The 21,739-nt window shown below is 63.0% G+C and carries 20 protein-coding genes and 2 tRNA genes; 12 read left to right on the forward strand and 10 right to left on the reverse strand.

Annotated features, from left to right (window positions below; genetic code table 11):
- The first annotated feature begins 5 nt into the window (after positions 1-5).
- The 6 genes from truB (at position 6) to USDA257_RS29700 (ending at position 7,356) form a co-directional block, all read left to right on the forward strand.
- Entirely contained in the window at positions 6-941 is a 936-nt protein-coding gene (gene truB / locus USDA257_RS29675) for a tRNA pseudouridine(55) synthase TruB (protein WP_014766684.1), read from the forward strand.
- A gap of 135 nt (positions 942-1,076) precedes the next feature.
- On the forward strand, positions 1,077-2,789 hold the full coding sequence (locus USDA257_RS29680) for a sensor histidine kinase (RefSeq protein WP_041414841.1): 1,713 nt from the start codon (positions 1,077-1,079) through the stop codon (positions 2,787-2,789).
- A 220-nt stretch (positions 2,790-3,009) separates the two neighbouring features.
- A complete protein-coding gene (gene rpsO, locus USDA257_RS29685) occupies positions 3,010-3,279 on the forward strand; it encodes a 30S ribosomal protein S15 (protein ID WP_014766686.1) in 270 nt (89 codons plus the stop codon).
- Between the two features lie 352 nt (positions 3,280-3,631).
- Entirely contained in the window at positions 3,632-5,785 is a 2,154-nt protein-coding gene (gene pnp / locus USDA257_RS29690) for a polyribonucleotide nucleotidyltransferase (RefSeq protein WP_014766687.1), read from the forward strand.
- 78 nt (positions 5,786-5,863) lie between these two features.
- Complete coding sequence (locus USDA257_RS29695; RefSeq protein ID WP_041414842.1) at positions 5,864-6,880, forward strand: class I SAM-dependent methyltransferase; 1,017 nt, start codon at positions 5,864-5,866, stop codon at positions 6,878-6,880.
- 236 nt (positions 6,881-7,116) lie between these two features.
- Entirely contained in the window at positions 7,117-7,356 is a 240-nt protein-coding gene (locus USDA257_RS29700; protein WP_223843384.1) for a hypothetical protein, read from the forward strand.
- A 130-nt stretch (positions 7,357-7,486) separates the two neighbouring features.
- Here the strand turns inward: USDA257_RS29700 and fabI are convergent, their stop codons facing one another.
- From fabI to fabA, 3 genes are read right to left on the reverse strand one after another with little or no spacing between them, the layout of a single operon-like run.
- A complete protein-coding gene (fabI, locus tag USDA257_RS29705) occupies positions 7,487-8,293 on the reverse strand; it encodes an enoyl-ACP reductase FabI (protein ID WP_014766690.1) in 807 nt (268 codons plus the stop codon).
- Between the two features lie 4 nt (positions 8,294-8,297).
- Positions 8,298-9,518 (reverse strand): beta-ketoacyl-ACP synthase I, encoded by a 1,221-nt coding sequence (gene fabB, locus USDA257_RS29710; protein ID WP_014766691.1) that lies wholly within the window; start codon positions 9,516-9,518, stop codon positions 8,298-8,300.
- A 52-nt stretch (positions 9,519-9,570) separates the two neighbouring features.
- Entirely contained in the window at positions 9,571-10,086 is a 516-nt protein-coding gene (fabA, locus tag USDA257_RS29715) for a 3-hydroxyacyl-[acyl-carrier-protein] dehydratase FabA (RefSeq protein WP_014766692.1), read from the reverse strand.
- 378 nt (positions 10,087-10,464) lie between these two features.
- Between fabA and irrA the strand changes: the two genes are divergently transcribed.
- The gene (irrA, locus tag USDA257_RS29720) at positions 10,465-10,887 is read left to right on the forward strand and encodes an iron response transcriptional regulator IrrA (RefSeq protein WP_014766693.1); all 423 of its coding nucleotides are present in this window, start codon (positions 10,465-10,467) and stop codon (positions 10,885-10,887) included.
- Positions 10,888-10,942: 55 nt separating this feature from the next.
- Here the strand turns inward: irrA and USDA257_RS29725 are convergent, their stop codons facing one another.
- From USDA257_RS29725 to USDA257_RS29740, 4 genes are all read right to left on the reverse strand, one after another.
- A complete protein-coding gene (locus USDA257_RS29725) occupies positions 10,943-11,578 on the reverse strand; it encodes a trimeric intracellular cation channel family protein (protein WP_014766694.1) in 636 nt (211 codons plus the stop codon).
- A 243-nt stretch (positions 11,579-11,821) separates the two neighbouring features.
- Positions 11,822-12,610: a YdcF family protein gene (locus tag USDA257_RS29730; RefSeq protein ID WP_014766695.1), complete on the reverse strand. Its 789-nt coding sequence runs from the start codon at positions 12,608-12,610 to the stop codon at positions 11,822-11,824.
- 118 nt (positions 12,611-12,728) lie between these two features.
- A tRNA-Ala gene (locus tag USDA257_RS29735) sits at positions 12,729-12,804 on the reverse strand.
- Between the two features lie 196 nt (positions 12,805-13,000).
- A complete protein-coding gene (locus USDA257_RS29740) occupies positions 13,001-13,390 on the reverse strand; it encodes a TIGR02300 family protein (RefSeq protein ID WP_041414845.1) in 390 nt (129 codons plus the stop codon).
- A gap of 295 nt (positions 13,391-13,685) precedes the next feature.
- On the opposite strand from USDA257_RS29740, the gene aroA reads away from it, so the two are divergent.
- Entirely contained in the window at positions 13,686-15,032 is a 1,347-nt protein-coding gene (gene aroA / locus USDA257_RS29745; RefSeq protein ID WP_014766697.1) for a 3-phosphoshikimate 1-carboxyvinyltransferase, read from the forward strand.
- A gap of 159 nt (positions 15,033-15,191) precedes the next feature.
- Here aroA and USDA257_RS34700 read toward each other — a convergent pair whose 3' ends face one another.
- Positions 15,192-15,479: a hypothetical protein gene (locus USDA257_RS34700; RefSeq protein ID WP_080605719.1), complete on the reverse strand. Its 288-nt coding sequence runs from the start codon at positions 15,477-15,479 to the stop codon at positions 15,192-15,194.
- Positions 15,480-15,853: 374 nt separating this feature from the next.
- On the opposite strand from USDA257_RS34700, the gene cmk reads away from it, so the two are divergent.
- Positions 15,854-16,489, forward strand: coding sequence for a (d)CMP kinase (cmk, locus tag USDA257_RS29750; protein ID WP_014766699.1), 636 nt, complete (start codon positions 15,854-15,856; stop codon positions 16,487-16,489).
- A gap of 166 nt (positions 16,490-16,655) precedes the next feature.
- Entirely contained in the window at positions 16,656-18,362 is a 1,707-nt protein-coding gene (rpsA, locus tag USDA257_RS29755) for a 30S ribosomal protein S1 (protein WP_014766700.1), read from the forward strand.
- A 138-nt stretch (positions 18,363-18,500) separates the two neighbouring features.
- Here the strand turns inward: rpsA and USDA257_RS29760 are convergent, their stop codons facing one another.
- Complete coding sequence (locus tag USDA257_RS29760) at positions 18,501-20,078, reverse strand: hypothetical protein (RefSeq protein ID WP_014766701.1); 1,578 nt, start codon at positions 20,076-20,078, stop codon at positions 18,501-18,503.
- A 313-nt stretch (positions 20,079-20,391) separates the two neighbouring features.
- On the opposite strand from USDA257_RS29760, the gene USDA257_RS29765 reads away from it, so the two are divergent.
- Positions 20,392-20,721 carry a DUF6665 family protein gene (locus USDA257_RS29765; protein ID WP_014766702.1) on the forward strand — a complete coding sequence of 110 codons (330 nt, stop codon included), beginning with the start codon at positions 20,392-20,394 and terminating at the stop codon, positions 20,719-20,721.
- Between the two features lie 102 nt (positions 20,722-20,823).
- Here USDA257_RS29765 and USDA257_RS29770 read toward each other — a convergent pair whose 3' ends face one another.
- A complete protein-coding gene (locus USDA257_RS29770) occupies positions 20,824-21,267 on the reverse strand; it encodes a hypothetical protein (RefSeq protein WP_014766703.1) in 444 nt (147 codons plus the stop codon).
- 335 nt (positions 21,268-21,602) lie between these two features.
- Between USDA257_RS29770 and USDA257_RS29775 the strand changes: the two genes are divergently transcribed.
- A tRNA-Leu gene (locus USDA257_RS29775) sits at positions 21,603-21,687 on the forward strand.
- The last annotated feature ends 52 nt before the right edge of the window (positions 21,688-21,739 follow it).

Below are 21,739 nucleotides of genomic sequence, written 5' to 3' on the forward strand. Positions count from 1 at the left end.
GAACCATGTCCAAGCCGCGTAAACCCAAGGGCCGCCCGATCTCGGGCTGGCTGATCCTCGACAAGCCGCTCGATTTCGGCTCCACCGAGGCGGTGTCCAAGATCAAGTGGCTGTTCAAGGCGCAAAAGGCCGGCCATGCCGGCACACTCGATCCGCTGGCCTCCGGCCTGCTGCCGATCGCGCTCGGCGATGCCACGAAAACCGTTCCCTATGTCATGGACGGTCGCAAGATCTACGAATTCACGGTGGCCTGGGGCGAAGAACGCTCGACCGACGACCTCGAGGGCGAGGTCGCTCGCTCATCCGCCGAACGTCCGAGCGAGGAGGCGATCCGTGCCCTGCTGCCGAAATATACCGGCGTTATCGCGCAGGTGCCGCCACAGTTTTCCGCAATCAAGATCGATGGCGAGCGCGCCTATGATCTCGCGCGCGATGGCGAGACCGTCGAGATTCCAGCGCGCGAGGTGGAGGTCTTCCGCCTCGCTCTGATCGGCTGCACGCCGCATCTCGCCCATTTCGAGATCGAATGCGGCAAGGGCACCTATGTCCGTTCGCTCGCCCGCGACATGGGCCGCGATCTCGGCTGCTTCGGCCATATCGCTTCACTCCGTCGCACCTTCGTTGCCCCCTTCGGCGAGGAGGACATGGTCGCGCTCGCCGATCTCGTGGCGCTGGAGAAGATCGAGGACGATGCGGAACGACTTGCCGCCCTCGACGATTATCTGATCGATACCGGCGAGGCGCTTTCCGACCTGCCGCATGTTGCGGTGAGCGACGATCAGGCGCATCGGCTCAGGATGGGCAACCCGATCATCCTGCGCGGCCGGGACGCGCCGCTGCCGGCCCCCGAAGTGTACGCGACCGCGCGGGGCAAACTCGTCGCGATCGGTGAAGTGGCAGAAGGCGAATTTCGACCGAAGCGTGTGTTCGCTGGCCATTGACCGGCAGCCCCTGCCCAGCCAACAATCGGCCCGGTCTGCGCGAGCGGCGCATAGGCGCTCAACGGAGCTGAAAAGCCCGGATCGGTGATGGCCTGCCGTCGTCGCGGCCGGGTCAGGCGGCGAAAGGCGGTTCGGATGCTCAAAACGCCAGAGAGAAGTGAGGGCGAGGTCTCATCCGGCGGCCTGCAGGCCGTTGCGGCTTTTGTCCGCCAGTATGTTCGCAGGCCATTCAGCTTCTATCTGCTCTCGCTGCTCTTCATCGCGATCGTCCCTTCCTTCATCTTTTCGTTCGTCATCGTGAAGCGAAGCGTCGACGCGCAGGAGCAGGTCGTCATCTCGCTGCTCAAAGCCTCGACCGGATCCATCACGCGGATCGTCGAGCGTGAGGTCGAGGGCATGATGACCACGCTCAAGGTCCTGTCGACCTCCGGAGCTGTCGATCTCCGCAACATGCGCGGTTTTTACGACCGCGCCTCGAGCGCATTGTCGGGCACCCATTCCAATCTGATCGTCGCAGACAGCGCCCAGAATATGCAGATGAGCACCGGCGTGCCTTTTGGCACGCTGCTCGGGCGGGCATCCGATCCGGAAATCGACCTTGCCCTCGAAAGCAGCGGAACGCTCGTTTCGGGCGTCTTCTTCGCCAACACCAGCAAGAGTTGGGTCTTCAACGTCTATCTGCCGATAAACGGTCCGGACGGACAACGGTATCTGTTGGGCCTGACCCAGGACGCCGCTCGCATGGCGAAGGCCGTCAATCGGGACACGCTCTCACCAGGTTGGAATGCCGCACTGGTCGACGGCAGGGGCAAGGTCATCGCTTCGTCGGATCCCTCGGCCCGGTCCGGTGAAGCGTTTTTTCTGGACGAGCTCCCTCAGATCAGCATCGGCGTCAGCGATGTCAACGAGCATGGCGTGGACTACCGTGTCGTCTCGGAATTCTCGCTAATCACCGGCTGGCGCATCGTTGCCTGGGCACCGCGTGAGATCGTCGATGCGCCGATCCTGTGGTCGTTTCTCTGGCTGTCGCTCGGTGGCATCATTTTTGCCAGCATTGCCATCGCCGGTTCGTTAATCATCGCGCGTCTGCTGACACAAGGGGTCAAGCTGCTCGCGCTCGACGCGCGGCGCCTCGGCGGCGGCGAAATGATCGAGCCACGTCGCTACGTCATCACCGAAGTCGAGGCCGTGTCGGCGGCGCTTGCCCGCGCGGCGGCGGCTCGAACCAGGGCCGAGGCGGAAATCCGACTCCTTATGCGGGAGGTGGCACACCGCTCGAAGAACCAGCTGACCGTCATCCAGTCGATGCTGGCCCAATCCGCCGCGTCGAGCGAGGATACGTCGGAATTCGTCGACGCGTTCCGCAAACGGCTCGCGGGCCTCGCCCGCTCGACCGATCTGATGATTGCCAATGCAGCGATGGGCGTGGATTTCCGCGAGCTTGCCGAGGACCAGCTTCAGCCCTTTGCCCCCGACGATCCGGACCGGATCGTGCTTGACGGTCCAAGCCTGCGGTTGGACACGCAAATGGCGCAGACGCTCGGCATGGTGCTTCACGAACTCGCGACGAACGCGATCAAGCATGGCGCACTCGCCAATGCGACAGGCGCGATCAAGCTCGAGTGGTCGGTTTCGCCGGGAACGATCACCATCCGCTGGCGTGAGACGGGTGCGGATCTCGTCGAGCTGGCTCAGGCGCCCCGGAGAGGCTTCGGATCGGTGGTGATCGAGCGCATGCTCGGCATGGCCTTGCGCGCCGAACTCGACAGAACGATGCACGCTGACGGTATCGAGTGGCACATCCGCATTCCACGTGGCGGCGAGGCTCGAAGCGGCGCGGGCGATTGACCGACGCCCGCCGGCGTCGATGATTTGCGGTACCTGCCGTGACGAGCGGTCGGGGCGCGACGGGGCGATCCGTGGCCAGCTCGATCGCCCTTTCCTTTTGCGTCCGTTTCGGTTATAGGCACGCCAGCGAAAGGCACCGCCTCTTCGTGTGAACGGCCGCGGCTGGACGACATCCCGGCTGCCGGCGACCCTAAAATCCTCGAAACGAAAGGATCAACCGATGTCGATCACTGCAGAGCGCAAGGCTCAGCTTATCAAGGAATTTGCAACCATCGAAGGCGACACCGGTTCTCCGGAAGTCCAGGTTGCACTCCTGACGGAACGGATCAACAACCTGACCGAACACTTCAAGGACCACAAGAAGGACAACCATTCCCGCCGTGGTCTTCTCGCGATGGTTTCCAGCCGCCGTTCGCTCCTCGACTATCTGAAGAAGAAAGACGAAGCGCGCTACAGCAAGCTGATCGGTGCCCTCGGCATCCGTCGCTAATCGACTGTCCGGCGGGTCGCTTGGCGATCCGCCGGATTTTTTTGGGCGCTGAAGCGCCCACCGAATTGACTCTCCACGGGCGCCGAGGGCGCAGCATTAGGGAGAGAATGTCCAGCGAACCGGATGGGCCGGTATCGCGGATCAACCGATGGCCCGTCATGGGGCAGGATTGCAGGATGCTTCGGCGCCTGCTCGCCGAAGCGCTTCCATGCGGCAGCGCGGCAAAGTGGCGAGCGGCCGGTTCGGTTAGAAGCCTCCCGTTGTCTTGCCCGTGATGCGCCACACCAAGCGGCAACAGGATCGCCTGCGCTGCAACAGCCGCGGACGATCTCCCGCACACGAAGGACAGAACATGTTCGAGACCCACAAGGTAGAAATCGAATGGGCTGGGCGTCCGCTCAAGCTCGAAACCGGCAAGATCGCCCGTCAAGCCGACGGCGCCGTTCTCGCCACTTACGGCGAAACCGTCGTGCTCGCCACGGTGGTTTCCGCCAAGGCACCGAAGCCCGGTCAGGATTTCTTCCCGCTGACCGTCAACTATCAGGAAAAGACCTATGCCGCCGGCAAGATCCCCGGCGGCTATTTCAAGCGTGAAGGCCGCCCAAGCGAGAACGAGACGCTCGTCTCGCGCCTGATCGACCGGCCGATCCGCCCGCTCTTCCCCGAGGGCTACAAGAACGACACCCAGGTGATCATCACGGTCATGCAGCATGACCTGGAAAACAACCCGGACGTCGTCTCGATGGTCGCAGCCTCCGCGGCGCTGACCCTCTCCGGCATTCCCTTCATGGGCCCGATCGGCGGAGCCCGCGTCGGCTACATCAACGGCGAATACGTGCTCAACCCGCACCTCGACGAAATGGAAGAATCCTCGCTGGATCTCGTCGTCGCCGGCACGCAGGAAGCCGTGCTGATGGTCGAATCCGAGGCCAAGGAGTTGCCGGAAGACGTCATGCTCGGCGCCGTCGTTTTCGGCCAGAAGGGCTTCCAGCCGGTGATCGACGCGATCATCAAGCTCGCCGAAGTTGCCGCCAAGGAGCCGCGCGAGTTCGATCCGGAAGACCACTCCGCTCTTGAAAATGCCATGCTGTCGATCGCCGAAGACGAGCTGCGCAACGCCTACAAGATCACCGAGAAGGCTGCCCGCTACGCCGCCGTCGACGCCGTCAAGGCGAAGGTCAAGGAACATTTTCTGCCGGAAGGCATCGAGAACCCGGCCCATTCGGCCGAGGAAATCGCCTCTGTCTTCAAGCACCTGCAGGCCAAGATCGTTCGCTGGAACATCCTCGACACCAAGAGCCGCATCGACGGCCGCGATCTCGAAACCGTACGTCCGATCGTCTCGGAAGTCGGTCTTCTGCCGCGTACCCACGGCTCGGCGCTCTTCACCCGCGGTGAAACCCAGGCGATCGTCGTTGCCACGCTCGGCACCGGCGAAGACGAACAGTATGTCGACAGCCTGACCGGCATGTACAAAGAACGCTTCATGCTGCACTACAACTTCCCGCCCTTCTCGGTCGGTGAAACCGGTCGCATGGGCTCCCCGGGCCGCCGCGAAATCGGTCACGGCAAGCTCGCCTGGCGCGCTATCCGCCCGATGCTGCCGGAAGCCGAGCAGTTCCCCTACACGCTGCGCGTCGTTTCCGAGATCACCGAATCCAACGGCTCGTCGTCGATGGCGACGGTCTGCGGCACCTCGCTGGCGCTGATGGATGCGGGCGTTCCGCTCGCCAAGCCGGTCGCCGGTATCGCCATGGGTCTCATCAAGGAAGAGGACCGCTTCGCCGTCCTCTCCGACATCCTCGGTGACGAAGATCATCTCGGCGACATGGACTTCAAGGTTGCCGGTACCGAAGCCGGCATCACCTCGCTGCAGATGGACATCAAGATCGAGGGCATCACCGAAGAGATCATGGGTGTTGCGCTCAACCAGGCCAAGGGCGGCCGCCTGCACATCCTCGGCGAAATGGCCAAGGCCATCTCCGAGAGCCGCGGCCAGCTCGGCGAGTTTGCGCCGCGCATCGAGGTCATGAACATTCCGGTCGACAAGATCCGCGAAGTCATCGGCTCAGGCGGCAAGGTCATCCGCGAAATCGTCGAGAAGACCGGCGCCAAGATCAACATCGAAGACGACGGCACCGTCAAGATCGCGTCCTCGTCCGGCAAGGAGATCGAAGCCGCCCGCAAGTGGATCCACTCGATCGTCGCTGAGCCGGAAGTCGGCCAGATCTACGAAGGCACGGTCGTCAAGACCGCCGATTTCGGCGCCTTCGTCAATTTCTTCGGCGCCCGCGACGGCCTCGTCCACATTTCGCAGCTCGCCTCCGAGCGCGTCGCCAAGACCACCGACGTCGTCAAGGAAGGCGACAAGGTCTGGGTCAAGCTGATGGGCTTCGACGAGCGCGGCAAGGTCCGCCTCTCCATGAAGGTCGTCGACCAGGCGACCGGCAAGGAGGTCGTCGCCGAAAAGTCCGATAAGAAGGACGGCGGCGAAGCGGCCGAATAAGCCGGCTTCAGCCAGTTGAAAAGGGGCGCGGAGCGGATGGCTCCGCGCCCTTTTCTTGTAGAAAAATGGAAACGACCCATGAGCCGCGACGCGCTGAAAACCCTGTTCCACCCGTTCGAAACCGGTATCATCGATCCGCCTGGAGAAGGCGAGCGTGTACTCTTTCTCGGTGCCGAGGCGGGCTACCGGCTGCCCGAGGGCTTCGTGGCACCGATTTCCGCCGTGCAGCCCCTGCGGCCGCTCTATCGCACCCTGGAGGCGATGCGGGCCGATGTGAGCCCTGTCGTTGCGGGCGAGGACTATGACGTCGCTCTGGTGCTCTGCGGCAAACACAAGGGCGAGAACGAGGATCGAATCGCCGAGGCGCTGAAGCGCACACGCGAAGGCGCCCTCATCGTCGTTGCCGGCAGCAAGGAAGACGGCATCCAGTCTCTGAGGAAGCGCATCGACAAATTCGAATGGAACGGCGACCATCTGCCGAAGTACCACGGCGTCGCCTTCTGGTTCACCCGGCCGGAGGATGTGGCCGATGCCGTTCACAAACTCGCCAAGGTTCCGGTGCGGGTGGACGGCCTCTTCGAGGCAGCACCAGGCATGTTTTCGCATGATCGCGTCGACGCCGGCTCGGAACTTCTCGCCTCGCGCCTGCCGAAGGACTTCACCGGCCATGCGGCCGACTTCGGCGCCGGCTGGGGTTATCTCTCGGTGATGCTGGCGCAGGCATCACCCGGGCTCAAGGGAATCGATCTGTTCGAGGCCGATCATGATGCACTGGACGCGGCGCGCCGCAACATGAAGGCGAACGCACCCACGACGCCGGCCCGGTTCTTTTGGCATGACCTGACGAGCGAGGATACCCGCGACAAATACGACCTGATCGTCATGAATCCGCCCTTCCACGAGGGGCATGCCGCTGAGCCGGCGATCGGGTCGGCGATCATCAAGGCGGCCCTGAAGGCGCTGAAGCAGGGCGGCAGGCTCATGCTCGTCGCAAATCGCGGCCTGCCCTACGAGCAGGTTTTGGCAGAGAACGCCAAGGAGTATGGCGAGACCTGCCGCAATGCGCGCTTCAAGGTGCTGTGGGCGAAGCGGTAACGCGCGTCTTCAGATCAGGATAGTTCCTTAAATCGGCAGCAATTTAGGGATAAAATCATCGGGCTACTGCATGTTTCCTTAAATCGTATTCGACTTAAGGATAAAAACATTCAGCCATTCAAAGTGCTATTTTGTGCGTCTGAATAGACGCACGGCGCTGTAGGTCACGGCCGCCTTTGCGCGTCCGGATGGATGCGCGTCGCCGAAGACCATCGTTTCTCCTTGGGGAGCAAGCCATGGGATTTGGACCTGCCCGGGCGCCCTTTATGGAGGATGTCGCGGAGCTGATTGCCCGGGAAATCAAGAGCGCCGAAGGACATGGCGCCACGTCAGAGGTGCCGATGTCCTTCCTCCAGCGCTCCTACCGCATCCCGACACACAGCGCCCGGCTACGGCGCGAGCGCCTCGGTGTGGCGCCGTATGCCGCCGCGGTTGTAGCGATCGCCTTGGTGCTGGCCTGGGCCTGGGCGGGATAATCGGACTTCAAAGTGCTACAGCGCCTTTTGCGCGCCGGAAAAGGCGCACGACGCTGAGTATGGAAGCGCTTCATGGATAACAACGGTGCTCCGAAGGAACGCACCGTGCTGGAGTCTTGACCGGCCGCGCCTATTCGGCGTCTGCGCTTCTGAGCGTATCGAGCGCTGGCATGGAGGTGATGTTGTAGCCGGAATCCACATAGTGGATCTCGCCGGTGACGCCGCGGGAAAGATCGGATAGCAGGTAGAGAGCCGAGTTGCCGACATCCTCGATCGTCACCGTGCGGCGGAGCGGCGAGTTCTTCTGCTGCCAGGAGAGCATGGCGCGCGCATCCGAGATGCCGGCGCCGGCGAGCGTCCGGATCGGCCCGGCGGAGATGGCGTTGACGCGGATGCCGCGCGTGCCGTAGTCGGCTGCGAGATAGCGCACCGACGCCTCGAGCGCCGCCTTGGCCACGCCCATGACATTGTAGTTCGGCATCACCCGCATAGAGCCGCCATAGGTCAGCGTCAGCATCGTGCCGCCATCGCTCATGAGGCCGGCGGCCCGCTTGGCGATCTCGGTGAAGGAGAAGCAGGAGATCACCATGGTGCGGCTGAAATTCTCCCGCGTCGTGTCCGCATAGAGTCCCTTGAGTTCGCTCTTGTCGGAAAAGCCGATGGCATGGACGATGAAATCGAGCTTACCCCAGTGCTCCTTGATCGCGTCGATGACGGCATCGACGGAGGCGATGTCTTCGACGTCGCAGGGCAGCAGGAAGTCGGAATTCACCTCTGCGGCAAGCGGCTTGACGCGCTTGCCGAGCGCCTCGCCCTGATAGGTGAAGGCGAGTTCAGCGCCTTGGCTCGCGAGTGCCTTTGAGATCCCCCAAGCAATGGAATGGTTGTTGGCCACACCCATGATGAGGCCGCGCTTCCCGTTCATCAATCCGTTCATCTTGTTATCCGTTATAGCGCTGGAAGACGAGCGTCGCGTTGGTGCCGCCAAAGCCGAAGGAGTTCGAGAGAACCGTGTCGATTTTGGCGTTGTCGATGCGCTTTCGGACGATCGGCACGCCTTCGAATTCGGGATCGAGCGTGTCGATATGGGCGCTTTCGCCGATGAAGCCTTCTTGCATCATCAGAAGGCCGTAGATCGATTCCTGCACGCCGGCCGCGCCCAGCGAATGGCCGGTCAGCGACTTGGTCGACTGGATATGCGGCATCTTCTCGCCGAAGACCTCGCGGATGGCGCCGATTTCCTTCTGGTCGCCGACCGGCGTCGAGGTTCCGTGCGTGTTGATGTAGTCGACATCGCCCTTCACCGTGGAGAGCGCCTGGCGCATGCAGCGGACCGCGCCTTCGCCGGAGGGGGCGACCATGTCGTAGCCGTCGGAGGTCGCGCCATAGCCGACGATCTCGGCGTAGATCTTGGCGCCACGGGCCTTGGCGCGCTCCAGTTCCTCGAGCACGAGGACGCCGGCGCCGCCGGCGATCACGAAGCCGTCGCGGTCGACGTCATAGGCGCGCGAGGCGGAGGACGGCGTGTCGTTATACTTGGAGGACATGGCGCCCATGGCGTCGAAGAGGTTCGACATCGTCCAATCGAGGTCCTCGTGACCGCCGGCGAACATCACGTCCTGCTTGCCCCATTGGATCATTTCCGCGGCATTGCCGATGCAATGCGCCGAGGTCGAGCAGGCCGACGAGATCGAATAGTTGACGCCGTGGATCTGGAACCAGGTGGCAAGCGTTGCGGACGCCGTCGAGGACATTGCCTTCGGCACCGCGAAGGGACCGATGCGCTTGGGGCTGTTGTTCTTGCGGGTGATTTCGGCGGCCTCGTAGATCGTACGCGTCGAGGCGCCGCCGGAGCCCATGATGATGCCGGTGCGCTCGTTGGTGATGTCGACGGCTTCGAGGCCGGCATCGGCGATCGCCTGCTTCATCGCCACATGATTCCAGGCGCCGGCCTGCGACAGGAAGCGCATGGCGCGCCTGTCGACGAGGTCAGTCGGGTCGAGTGTCGGCTGGCCCCAGACCTGGCACTTGAAGCCATGCTCGGCGAAATCCGGGGAAAATGTAATGCCCGATTTTGTTTCGCGCAACGACGCGGTGACTTCGTCGGCATTGTTACCGATCGAGGAAACGATGCCGAGGCCCGTTACAACAACCCGTCTCATGGTAGATGACCTTTTGTTAGTTTGGATCCGTGCGGGGCGAAGACCCCACAGTTCAATCGGCCTTTTCCTGGAAAAGGCCGACCCTGAGGTCGGTAGCCTTGTAGATCGTTTCGCCGTCGGACTTCATCCAGCCGTCGGCAATGCCGAGGACCAGCCGGCCGCGCATCACCCGCTTGAAGTCGATGCCGTATTCGACCAGCTTGGTCTTCGGCGTCACCATGCCCGTGAACTTGACCTCGCCGGTCGAAAGGGCGCGACCCTTGCCGGGCTCGCCGAGCCAGCCGAGGAAGAAGCCGGTCAATTGCCACATGGCGTCGAGGCCGAGGCAGCCCGGCATCACCGGATCGCCCATGAAGTGGCACGGGAAGAACCAGAGGTCCGGGGTGATGTCGAACTCGGCGCGCACATAGCCTTTGTCGTGGGGGCCGCCGGTTTCCGAAATCTCGGTGATGCGGTTGAACATCAGCATCGGCGGCAGCGGCAGCTGCGCATTGCCGGGGCCAAACATTTCGCCTCGGCCGCAGGTCAGGATTTCCTCATAGCTGAAGCTGGATTGCCTGGTGGTCATGAATGGTTGCTTCCCCGAGTTCTCAAGTGTTCTCCGACCTGCTTTAGAGCAAGTTCGGCCGGAATTGAAGCGCAGCCCGTCCTGAGGGCTGCCGGTTTCAGTTTCTCACGTTCTTCCAAGTAGGGCGACATCCGGGCGGAAAAAGCTGTCCGTCAGTCTTTCCTCGCGCCGCTCCCCATGGCGATGGCGTTCCGCCGTCGCTTACAGTATGTATGTGGCCTCGACCAGAGTTAAATGCCAGCCTTCCCCCGCTTTAGACGGATTTTCAGGCCTTTGCGGCCGCTTCCCGGGCCGGAATCTATTGAAAGCCGCGGCGCCAGAAGTTATATCGCAAGCTGATACTCCATAAACTTGGCAGGAATATCGGAACGGCTGCGCATGACGAAAGCAACGGAAATGTCTTCGCAGGAGAGGCTGCGCAATTCGGGACTGCGCCCGACCCGGCAGCGGATGGCGCTCGCCGATCTGATTTTCGCCAAGGGCGACCGCCATCTGACGGTCGAGGAATTGCACGAGGAAGCGGTCGAGGCCGGTGTCCCGGTGTCGCTCGCGACGGTCTACAACACGCTGCATCAGTTCACCGAAGCCGGCATGATCCGCGTTCTCGCCGTCGAGAGCGCCAAGACCTATTTCGACACGAATGTCTCGGATCACCATCATTTCTTCATCGAGGGCCAGAACGAGGTCCTCGATATTCCGGTGAGCAACATCCAGATCGGCAATCTCCCGGAGCCGCCGGAAGGCATGGAGATCTCCCATGTCGACGTCGTGGTCCGGCTGCGCCGCAAGACGCAGCGCTAACTGCAGCGCCGTGCGTCTGTTCAGACGCACAAAGGACGCTGGAAACACTAAATAATTACATCACCTCGTCCGGATCCCGGCCCGGCCCGGCCTTGCCGGTCGGCAGCGTCCAGCCGTATCGAATCGCCCCGCCGCGCACCGCAAAGGCAGCGGCGACACCAAGCGCCGAGCTCGCAGCAAGTGGCAGGCCGGCGAGCGTCGCCAGCACGAAGGCGCTGGCGCCGACAAGCGCCGCGGTGACGTAGATTTCCGGCCGCAGCAGCACCGACGGCTCGCCGGCCAAGAGATCGCGCAGGATGCCGCCGAAGGTCGCTGTAAGCATGCCCGTCACTATCGCGACAGTCGGCGAGCCGGTCGCCGCCAGCCCCTTAGCCGCGCCCATCACGCAATAGGCCGAAAGCCCGACCGCATCGAGCCAGACGAGCATCCGGTAGCGCGACTCGAAACGGTGCGAGGTCAGGAACACCAGCAGCCCGGCGCAAGCGCAAACGATCAGATAGGCCGGGTTGAGCACCCAGAAAACCGGGGTCGCGCCGAGGATCACGTCGCGCATGGTACCGCCGCCGATGCCGGTGACGGATGCCAGGAACAGGTAGCCGATGATGTCGAGCTGCTTGCGCGAGGCCGAAAGCGCGCCGGTCGCGGCAAAGACGGCGACACCGGCATAGTCGAGGATTTCGAGGATCGGCATGAAGGCTCCGCTTGCGACTGCGTTGATCCGGGATCGACTCTTTCCGAGATCATTAGCGTAGCGCCGAAAATAAGTCAGCGGGCTGCTCTGTCATTCAGTGCCACACTCGGTGCTTGAGCCTCACCCTAGCCCTCTCCAAAACGGGGAGAGGGGACTGGGGCCCGCTGCTAGTCCACTTCGCCCCGGGGGGCGGGGAGAAGCGGCCGGCAGGCCGGATGAGGGGCCACGGTGTCCCGTGACGGCCTATTGCGGCAGCAGCGTTTGCGTCCGGCCGAGGAGATAATAGGCAGCAAGCCCGGTCCATTCCTTGGCGGCGGTCGTCGCCAGTTGCGCGTTGAGCGAGGGCTGGGTGAAATCGAAGCCGAGCCGCACCTTGCCATCCGTCCGGTAGTCCGCCGCCCAGGGAACGACCTCAAGGCCGTTCGAGCGGAAGAGGCCGACCGAACGCGGCATGTGGTAGGCCGAGGTGACCAGCGCGCATCGTTCGAGCCGGTTGGCCGCGAGCAGATCCTTCGTGTAGCGCGCGTTCTCGAACGTCGTGCGCGAGGCTTCCTCGCGGATCACCCGATCGGCGGCGATCCCGAACGCCTCGAAGAAGCCTTGCGAGGCAAGCGCATCGCCCTCATAGGCACCGCTCAAGGAGCCGTCGCCGCCCGAAACAAGGATGCGCGCCGAAGGATAAGCCTTGGCGAGGCGGACCGTCTCGACGAAGCGATCCGCCGCCTGGTTGAACTCCATGCCACCGCGGCTTGCGATCACCACATTCTCGAAGGCACCGCCCAGTACGATGATGCAGGAAAGCTCCGAGGGAGGCGGCGATGGGCGGGGAAAGCGGTCCTCGAGGATCTGCAGGAAATAGGGGCCGGCGGTGGTGAAGAGGCTGAGGAACAGCACCGCGAGGCCAAGCGAGGCGAGAATGCCGCCGCTGCGTCGCAAGCGGGCGAGCATCATCAGCACGCCGACGAGCAGGCTCAGGAAGGCGAGGGACATCGGCTGGGCGACGAGCCAGAAGATTTTCGAGATGACGAACATGCAGATTGCTCTTCAGCTCGCCTGGTTAAGATTTTGTGAACTCGATCGTCAGTGACAGGTGTCGCGACGCAAAGATCGGGGCTTCCGATGCTCCATCAAACCGAAAATACGAGGGATTTGGTGGAGCTAAGCGGGATCGAACCGCTGACCTCTTGCATGCCATGCAAGCGCTCTCCCAGCTGAGCTATAGCCCCATCAAGGGTCCGGCAGTGCCGGTTCCGGGAACCGTCGGGATTTGTGCCCGGCGAGTGGCGGCTTATTACTTCTGCTTTTGGCAGATGGCAAGCCGAAAATTGAAGGCCGGTGCGATTTTATCTTTTCTTTCGGCTGTCCGCCCGGCCGCCGTATAGTCGAGCGGCCGGAGCGGCTTTTATCCGTCTTTTGAGGCTCTTAGACGTCTTCGTCTTCGTCCGAGACGCCGATGAGGTCGCTCATGTCGTCGTCATCGTCTTCGTCATCGGCCTCGAGGAAGGTGTCGTCGTCGTCGCCGTCGATCTCGACTTCGTCATCGCCGAGATCCGGCAGTTCGTCGCCGCCCGATGTCTCCTCGTCGGCATCCTCGAGCGAAACGAGTTCGACTTCGGTGTTCTCTGCATCGACTTCCGTGACGTCTTCCTCCTCCTCCTTCTCGAGCACCTTGGCGACCGAGGTCTCCTCGAAGAAGGACAGCGGATAAGACTTGCCGGTATAGGGGGAGACGATCGGGTCACGGTTCAGATCGTAGAATTTGCGCCCCGTTTCCGGGTCGATGCGCTTTGTTCCAAGTTCCGGTTTTGCCACAGTCAAAGCCTCTTGAATGGCCGGGCGAGCCGGCTCTTGCCGGTAGGCCGGCGGGTGGAAGGTATCAAGCTGATGATGATTAGCCGGTCCCCATAATCGTCTTGGTGTCGTCTGTCAAAGACAAACTTCCGCGGCAAACTTTGCTGCAGGGCGGGGCGCATTTTCTTCGTGGGGGAGGATGACCCCTTTTGCTCTTTATGTTAGGGAGCCCGCAACACCGGCGGTCCTCGTTCAACCCCCAAGCAGCGCTTGATCCTTGGCCGCCGCCGAGCCGGATTGTCAGAGGTAAAACATCATGTCCCATGGCCTGAGCCCGCGGCCCGCCACCGCAAAGAAGTCTGCCGATCTCAAGGGCACGGTCCGCATTCCGGGCGACAAGTCGATCTCGCATCGCTCCTTCATGTTCGGCGGGCTTGCAGCCGGCGAGACGCGCATCACCGGCCTGCTCGAGGGCGAGGACGTCATCAATACCGGCAAGGCCATGCAGGCGATGGGCGCCAAGATCCGCAAGGAGGGCGACACCTGGATCATCAACGGCGTCGGCAATGGCGCCCTGCTGGCGCCGGAAGCGCCGCTCGATTTCGGCAATGCCGGCACCGGCTGCCGGCTGACTATGGGTCTGGTCGGCGTCTATGACTTTGATTCCACCTTCATCGGCGACGCCTCGCTGACCAAGCGCCCGATGGGCCGCGTGCTCGATCCGCTGCGCGAAATGGGCGTCCAGGTGAAGTCGGCCGACGGCGACCGTCTGCCGGTGACGCTGCGCGGGCCGAAGACGCCTAACCCGATCACCTATCGCGTGCCGATGGCCTCTGCCCAGGTGAAATCCGCCGTGCTGCTCGCCGGCCTCAACACGCCCGGCATCACCACCGTCATCGAGCCGGTGTTGACCCGCGATCATACCGAAAAGATGCTGCAGGGTTTCGGCGCCAACCTGACGGTGGAGACCGATCCGCAAGACGTGCGCACCATCCGCCTCGAAGGTCGCGGCAAGCTCACCGGCCAGGTGATCGACGTGCCGGGCGATCCGTCCTCCACCGCCTTCCCGCTGGTAGCGGCGCTGATCGTTCCGGGCTCGGAGATCACCATCTTGAACGTGCTGATGAACCCGACCCGCACCGGCCTGATCCTGACGCTGCAGGAAATGGGCGCCGATATCGACCTCATGAACGAGCGCCTCGCCGGCGGCGAGGACGTCGCCGATCTCCGCGTCCGCTACTCGGAGCTCAAGGGCGTCACCGTGCCGGAGGAGCGCGCCCCGTCGATGATCGACGAATATCCGGTGCTGGCCGTCGCCGCTGCCTTTGCCGAAGGCGCAACCGTGATGAACGGGCTCGACGAGTTGCGTGTCAAGGAATCGGACCGCCTTTCGGCCGTCGCCGACGGACTGAAGCTCAACGGCGTCGATTGCGACGAGGGCGAAGCCTCGCTCGTCGTGCGCGGCCGCCCGGGCGGCAAGGGCCTCGGCAATGCTGCCGGTGGCCAGGTGAAAACCCATCTCGACCACCGCATCGCCATGAGCTTCCTCGTCATGGGGCTGGCCTCCGAGCATCCCGTAACGGTCGACGACGCGTCGATGATCGCCACCAGCTTCCCGGAGTTCATGGATCTGATGACCGGGCTCGGCGCGAAGATCGAGTGACCAACTTAATCGGACAGCGGTCGCGCGGAGCCGAATCTTTGCAAAGGCGAGATCGCATGGGATCGGCGGCCTAATCTGGCTCCTTTCGCCTTCATCTCGGGCATTTAATGGAAGAAGCAAAGGGCTCCGAGCCGTCGCCCGAGAGCGACGGCTCATTCGTTACTGCGTGCCGCCCGATGGGGCCTGCTGCGTGCCCTGTCCTTCTGTGGGAGCGGGTTGTGTGGTTTGCCCGCCTTCGGGCGCCTGTTGCGTTCCCTGTCCGCCAGCCGGCGTTTCGATGGTCGGGGCGTTGACATTCACATCGGTGTCACCGCCGCCACCAGCGCCGTCGAACAGATCGCCACCAAAGAGGAACAAGGCGCCGACGACAAGCAGAACTAAAACTATAGCGACGGCCCAGGCGCCACCGCTACCAGTATTCACTACTGTTGGTCCTCTATCAGCCATTTAATTTCTCCCTATTCTTCATTCTGTGGCAAAACTCACAGGAGTGATTTAGGTTCCACCAAGAACAAGGACGGCAAAGCGCTGCGAAATGAGCCTGTGAATGGTTTGAAAACCGCAGTTAAAGAATTTGACGCAAAATAATGTTGGTGTTCTTCAACCGAATGGAAGAATTCCCCCCACTGTTTGCCCACTACGCAAGTTGGATGTCGTTCTGGATGATGCCGCTGGTCGTCAGCGCTTTACCCGCGGCGGTAGGGCTGTCGGCGACCCCATACACTACAGGACTGGCCCGCGAACCGTAAAATATCGGATGATCGTGGATTCTCCATCGATTTTGATCTAACAGGCCCGCAGGAAAGATCGCAGGACCAAGTATGATCACCATCGCCATCGACGGGCCGGCAGCCGCCGGCAAGGGGACGCTTTCGCGCCGGATCGCCGAGGAGTACGGCTTCCACCATCTCGATACCGGGCTCACCTACCGCGCCACCGCCAAGGCGCTTCTCGATGCCGGGCTGCCGCTCGACGACGAGGCGGTAGCGGAGAAGATGGCGCGCGAGGTCGAGCTTGCCGGCCTCGATCGCTCCGTGCTGTCGGCGCACGTGATCGGCGAGGCGGCCTCCAAGATTGCCGTCATGCCGGCGGTGCGGCGGGCGCTGGTCGAGGCGCAGCGGGGTTTTTCGCAAAAGGAGCCGGGCACCGTGCTCGACGGGCGCGACATCGGCACCGTCGTCTGCCCGGATGCGGCGGTGAAGCTCTATGTCACGGCCTCGCCGGAGGTGCGGGCGAAACGGCGCTATGACGAGATCATCTCCGGCGGCGGGACGGCCGATTATGCGGCGATCTTCGAGGACGTGAAGAAGCGCGATGCGCGCGATATGGGCCGGGCCGACAGCCCGCTTCGGCCGGCCGCCGACGCGCACTTGCTTGACACGTCTGAAATGAGTATAGAGGCGGCATTCCAGGCGGCGAAGACGCTGATCGACGCTGTCCTGAAAGAAAAGATTTGAAGAAAGGCTCTGCTTCGGCCCCGGCCGGACGCGCTTTCCTCGATAAGCCTGAAATTCCGTCCATGCGCCGGATTGCCCTTCAGTAGGGGCGGACTGGGTTCAGGCCCGTTTAACACCAGCCCCCGGCGCATATGCGTCTCCGGCAGGAGATGCAGCAGGAGATTATATGTCTGCAACTACCCCCACCCGTGATGATTTTGCCGCACTTCTCGAAGAGTCCTTCGCCAAGACGGACCTCGCCGAAGGCTATGTCGCCAAGGGCGTCGTCACGGCCATCGAAAAGGACGTCGCCATCGTCGACGTCGGTCTGAAGGTCGAAGGCCGCGTTCCGCTGAAGGAATTCGGCGCCAAGGCCAAGGACGGCTCGCTCAAGGTCGGCGACGAAGTCGAAGTCTATGTCGAGCGTATCGAAAACGCGCTCGGCGAAGCGGTTCTGTCGCGCGAGAAGGCTCGCCGCGAAGAGAGCTGGATGCGCCTGGAAGTGAAGTTCGAAGCCGGCGAACGCGTCGAAGGCATCATCTTCAACCAGGTTAAGGGCGGCTTCACCGTCGATCTCGACGGCGCCGTAGCCTTCCTGCCGCGTTCGCAGGTCGACATCCGTCCGATCCGCGACGTAACCCCGCTCATGCACAACCCGCAGCCCTTCGAAATCCTCAAGATGGACAAGCGCCGCGGCAACATCGTGGTTTCGCGCCGCACGGTTCTCGAAGAGTCGCGCGCCGAGCAGCGTTCTGAAATCGTTCAGAACCTTGAGGAAGGCCAGGTTGTCGAAGGCGTCGTCAAGAACATCACCGATTACGGTGCGTTCGTCGACCTCGGCGGAATCGACGGTCTGCTGCACGTCACCGACATGGCATGGCGCCGCGTCAACCATCCGTCGGAGATCCTGAGCATCGGCCAGCAGGTCAAGGTTCAGATCATCCGCATCAACCAGGAAACCCACCGTATCTCGCTCGGCATGAAGCAACTCGAGTCCGATCCGTGGGATGGCATCGGTGCGAAGTATCCGGTCGGCAAGAAGATCACCGGTACGGTTACGAACATCACCGATTACGGTGCGTTCGTCGAGCTGGAGCCGGGCATCGAAGGCCTGATCCACATCTCCGAAATGTCCTGGACCAAGAAGAACGTCCATCCCGGCAAGATCCTGTCCACCAGCCAGGAAGTCGACGTGGTCGTTCTCGAAGTCGATCCGACCAAGCGTCGTATCTCGCTCGGCCTCAAGCAGACGCTCGAGAACCCGTGGCAGGCATTCGCGCATAGCCACCCGGCTGGCACCGAGGTCGAAGGCGAAGTCAAGAACAAGACCGAATTCGGCCTGTTCATCGGCCTCGACGGCGATGTCGACGGCATGGTCCACCTCTCCGACCTCGACTGGAACCGTCCGGGCGAGCAGGTCATCGAGGAATTCAACAAGGGCGATGTCGTCCGTGCTGTCGTTCTCGATGTGGACGTCGACAAGGAGCGCATCTCGCTCGGCATCAAGCAGCTCGGCAAGGATGCCGTCGGTGAAGCTGCCGCTTCCGGCGAACTGCGCAAGAACGCCGTCGTTTCGGCCGAAGTCATCGCAGTCAACGACGGCGGTATCGAAGTGAAGCTCGTCAATCACGAAGACATCACTGCGTTCATCCGCCGCGCCGATCTGTCGCGTGACCGTGACGAACAGCGTCCGGAGCGCTTCTCGGTTGGTCAGGTTGTCGACGCCCGCGTCACCAACTTCTCCAAGAAGGATCGCAAGATCCAGCTGTCGATCAAGGCTCTGGAAATCGCGGAAGAGAAGGAAGCCGTCGCTCAGTTCGGCTCGTCCGACTCGGGTGCATCGCTCGGCGACATCCTGGGCGCAGCGCTGAAGAACCGCCAGAGCAACGAGTAATCGTTGTCAGGCTTGAAATGACGAGCCCGCGGAGAGCGATCTCCGCGGGCTTTTTCGTGGCGGGGCGGAGATCCGCCCGTGCGAGGTAGGTCGCGGAGATGTCCGAGTTCTCTGGAGCAAGGAGTGCCGTTAGAGCGCTCAGACCAGGTCGCCGAGTTTTCTGTAGAGGTCATAGGCATCGCTCGCCTCCGGTTCGGCCCCATTGTCGCCGTCGCTTTCGGGATCCTGCCCGTCCTTCTGCTCTTCCCCGTCCTCCGACTCCGTGCCGCCGTCGCCGCGCGGGTAACCGCCGGACCTGTCGTGCTCGTCATCCGCTTCCTCTTGGGCCGGTAAATAGGGCACCATTGCGAAGGGAATGATCTCCGGCAGCCCGCTTTCAACGAGGAGGGCGATGGCCTGTTGCATGGCGAATTCCTCGCCGGCCGGCGCTTGCCGTTGAGCGGATGGCGGGCCGCCGGAGGGCGTCTCCGTCTTTTCCGCCACGATCGGTTCGGCGATGGGCTCGGTGCCCATGCGAGCACTGTCCGGACGCGGTCCGCCCGGCAGGCGCTCGTGCGGAGCAGGCGGCGCCCGGGTCGGCTCGGGTTCTCGCTCGCCGGCCCTCGCCACCAACGCTTGGCGCTCCTCCGCCACGATGTCCGGCAGATCGAGGCTGCCTTCCAGCAGCGCCTCGGCGGCATCGTCGAGCGGGGACTCCGGGAGGGCCTCCGGTGGAGTCGGGGCCTCGGCCGGCTGCCGGGCGTCGTTCCCGTTGGCACCGGTCGGCCCATAGGTGCCGTCCGCCTCGAAAGCGTCGGCTTCCACGGCAGTGCCTTGCTTGCTGACCGCTTCCGCTTCGCCAAAAGTCCGGTTTGGCCTTTCGTCGGGCGCCGCGACCTCCGGTTGGTGGCCGGCCGCTCCGCCGCCTTCGAATCGTGGCGGCAAGGCCTCGTCTCCGGTCTGAGCAGCAGCGGCGCTCTCCGAAGTGTCCGCCGGTGCCGGCGGCATCGCCTCCGCCGCCGCGACGCCCTCTGCGGTCCCGCCCGACGCCGTGGGCGCAGCAATATCGCCATTGCTGATCGGGGTTGGCGTGTGCCGTGCGGTTGGGGTCGATCCTCGGTCGGGCGCCGGCTCCGCCGTCTCGCCGGGCTCAGGCGCTTGCGGCGCGTCTTCGAGGGGCAGCGCGGCGGACGCTCCGTCATCATCTGCGCCGAATGTTTTCCTCAGTATCGCCTGCAGCAGCGCCGGGTCGCCTGACAGGGGCGTTTGGGCTGCAGCAAAGTGCGGGGACACCGGCAGCTGCAGCGGCAGGTTGCGGATTCCCGGTTGGCCGGCGGGCAGGGGCGTGGTGGGGTTTCCGGGCCCTGCCGATGGCCCGCTTTGCGTCAGGGCCGCCAGGCGGCGCGCGAGGCCGCCGCCGCCAAGCTGCCTCTCGATCGCCAGACGTTGCGGGAGCGGCAGGGACTCCACGACCTCGACCAGACGCCGAAGGAAGGCGCGGCCGGTCTCCTGCGGCAGCGGCGGAAATTTGAGAACGCGGGCAAGATCCTCGATGAGCCGCACCAGCGCGTCGCGGGGAAGAACCTCCTTGCCGGAAAGGTGACGGCCAAGCATATCGAGCAGCTTCTGGATCGCCTCGGCGCGCTGACCGGCAGGCGGCAAGGCGCGTCGGACGATCTGGACGATATCGTCGCCGGGGGTGCTTGCGTTCCTGATCGTGCCAATCGGTATCGGCATCCTCGTCTCCAATTGCGTGCGGCGGCGGAGCCGCGCTCGCCATCGAACGTCCTTGCTGCTGGAGGGCGCCTCATGCGCGTAGCGGCCAATGGGCCGGGCCCGCCGCGGCCTGGCCGCCGGCATGGGACTTGGGCATGATCACTAAGAATAGGGTGAAGAAGTTTATGAAATCTTAACCATGGCCGCCGCGGCAGCAACACGGGAGCGCGTTCTCCGCGGGCCTCATGCACCCGATCATATGTTCGATGCTTCGACCTTGCGGGAAGGCCGCTGCGAGTCCATCCTGTCGAAGCTAGCCTCGATGGAGCTGCCGATGACATTCCGTCCGCCGCAATCGCTGCGCCGTTTCGATGCCGGAAGCGGTGTGAACGTGCTCGAATACGAGCTCATGGCCGAGCGTGCCGATGCGCTCGGGCGCCACGGCCTCAAGGTCGAAAAGGCGATTGCAGCCCTGAACGGCTTCGATCGGGAAAAAGACCAGCCGGAGGAGCGCCGACGGCTTCTCGACGAGGCGGCCGACGCCGTCTGGGCCTTCTTTATCCAGCGCGAAATCTGCGGCCTGCGCGACAGCCGTGACGCGGTGCGCCGCTACGGCATTCCAAAGGAAGTCATGGCGCGGCTCGGCATTGTAAGAAAACGATAGACCGAGCTTCCGCAACGCCGGACGCAGGCAGTCTACCCTCGCCCCAGCTTCAGCAATCAAGGAGGCCCGGCGGAAGCCGCCGCGCCTCGTTTAAGCGAAGCCTTACCAACCCCGGACGACGCCCCCATAGAAACCAGGTCGGTAGTACCGATGGCCGTAATAGTTGGGGCGATAGTAGCGGTACGGATAGTAACCCGGATAATAGCCCGGGCCGTAATAGCGGGTCCCGTAATAATACCGGTTCCCGTAGTAGCGGCGTGGGTAGTATCCGGCGCCCGGCCCGAAATAGAAGCTGATGCCGGCCCTGCGATACCCGTGCCCGTAGCCGGGATAGTATCCGCGCCGGCCGCCGTAGTAGCCACCGCGCCAGCGCGGATAATAGCCCCGGCCATAGTATCCACGGTGGGTAGCGCTCTGGACATCCGCAGGTGCCTTGATCTCTATATCCAGCGCCGGCTGCGGCATGGCCTGGGCAGGCGCAACAGGGGGAACCATGGAGGCGGCCGCCAGCACGCAGCTCATAACGAAATTCCGAAATCCCGTCATTTTCTCCTCACTTTCCGAAAGACGTGCTTTCCGGTTTATCCCTTCTCCACAGACCTTTGTTTTCGTTGATTATTGCATGACGTCGGGGCGCGTGTACGCCTACTCAGCCGCCGGATTTCCGCGCCCGTCAGTCGTCACAAGAAGCATGCGCCTCTGCGGTGCTCATGTCACTGAAATTCTTGCCCTATCGTTGTGGCGTTGCAACGCCGGGGCCGATCGCGGGAGGCGGGGCCAACGCAGCGGCGCTGTTCCCGGTCGCTTTTTCGCGTCCAAGCGGGAAATCTTCAAAATGCCTGTTGACACTTCGCCCCCGGCCTTTTACATGCCGGTCCGTCGCCCAGATGGCGGAATTGGTAGACGCGCAGGTTTCAGGTACCTGTGCCGCGAGGCGTGGAGGTTCGAGTCCTCTTCTGGGCACCATTCCCTTTAAAGAAATGCATAAAAAGCCCGGTTTTCCGGGTTTTTTGCGTTT

Origin of the sequence: Sinorhizobium fredii USDA 257 (assembly GCF_000265205.3) — a bacterium.
In the GTDB taxonomy this organism is placed as follows: domain Bacteria; phylum Pseudomonadota; class Alphaproteobacteria; order Rhizobiales; family Rhizobiaceae; genus Sinorhizobium; species Sinorhizobium fredii_B.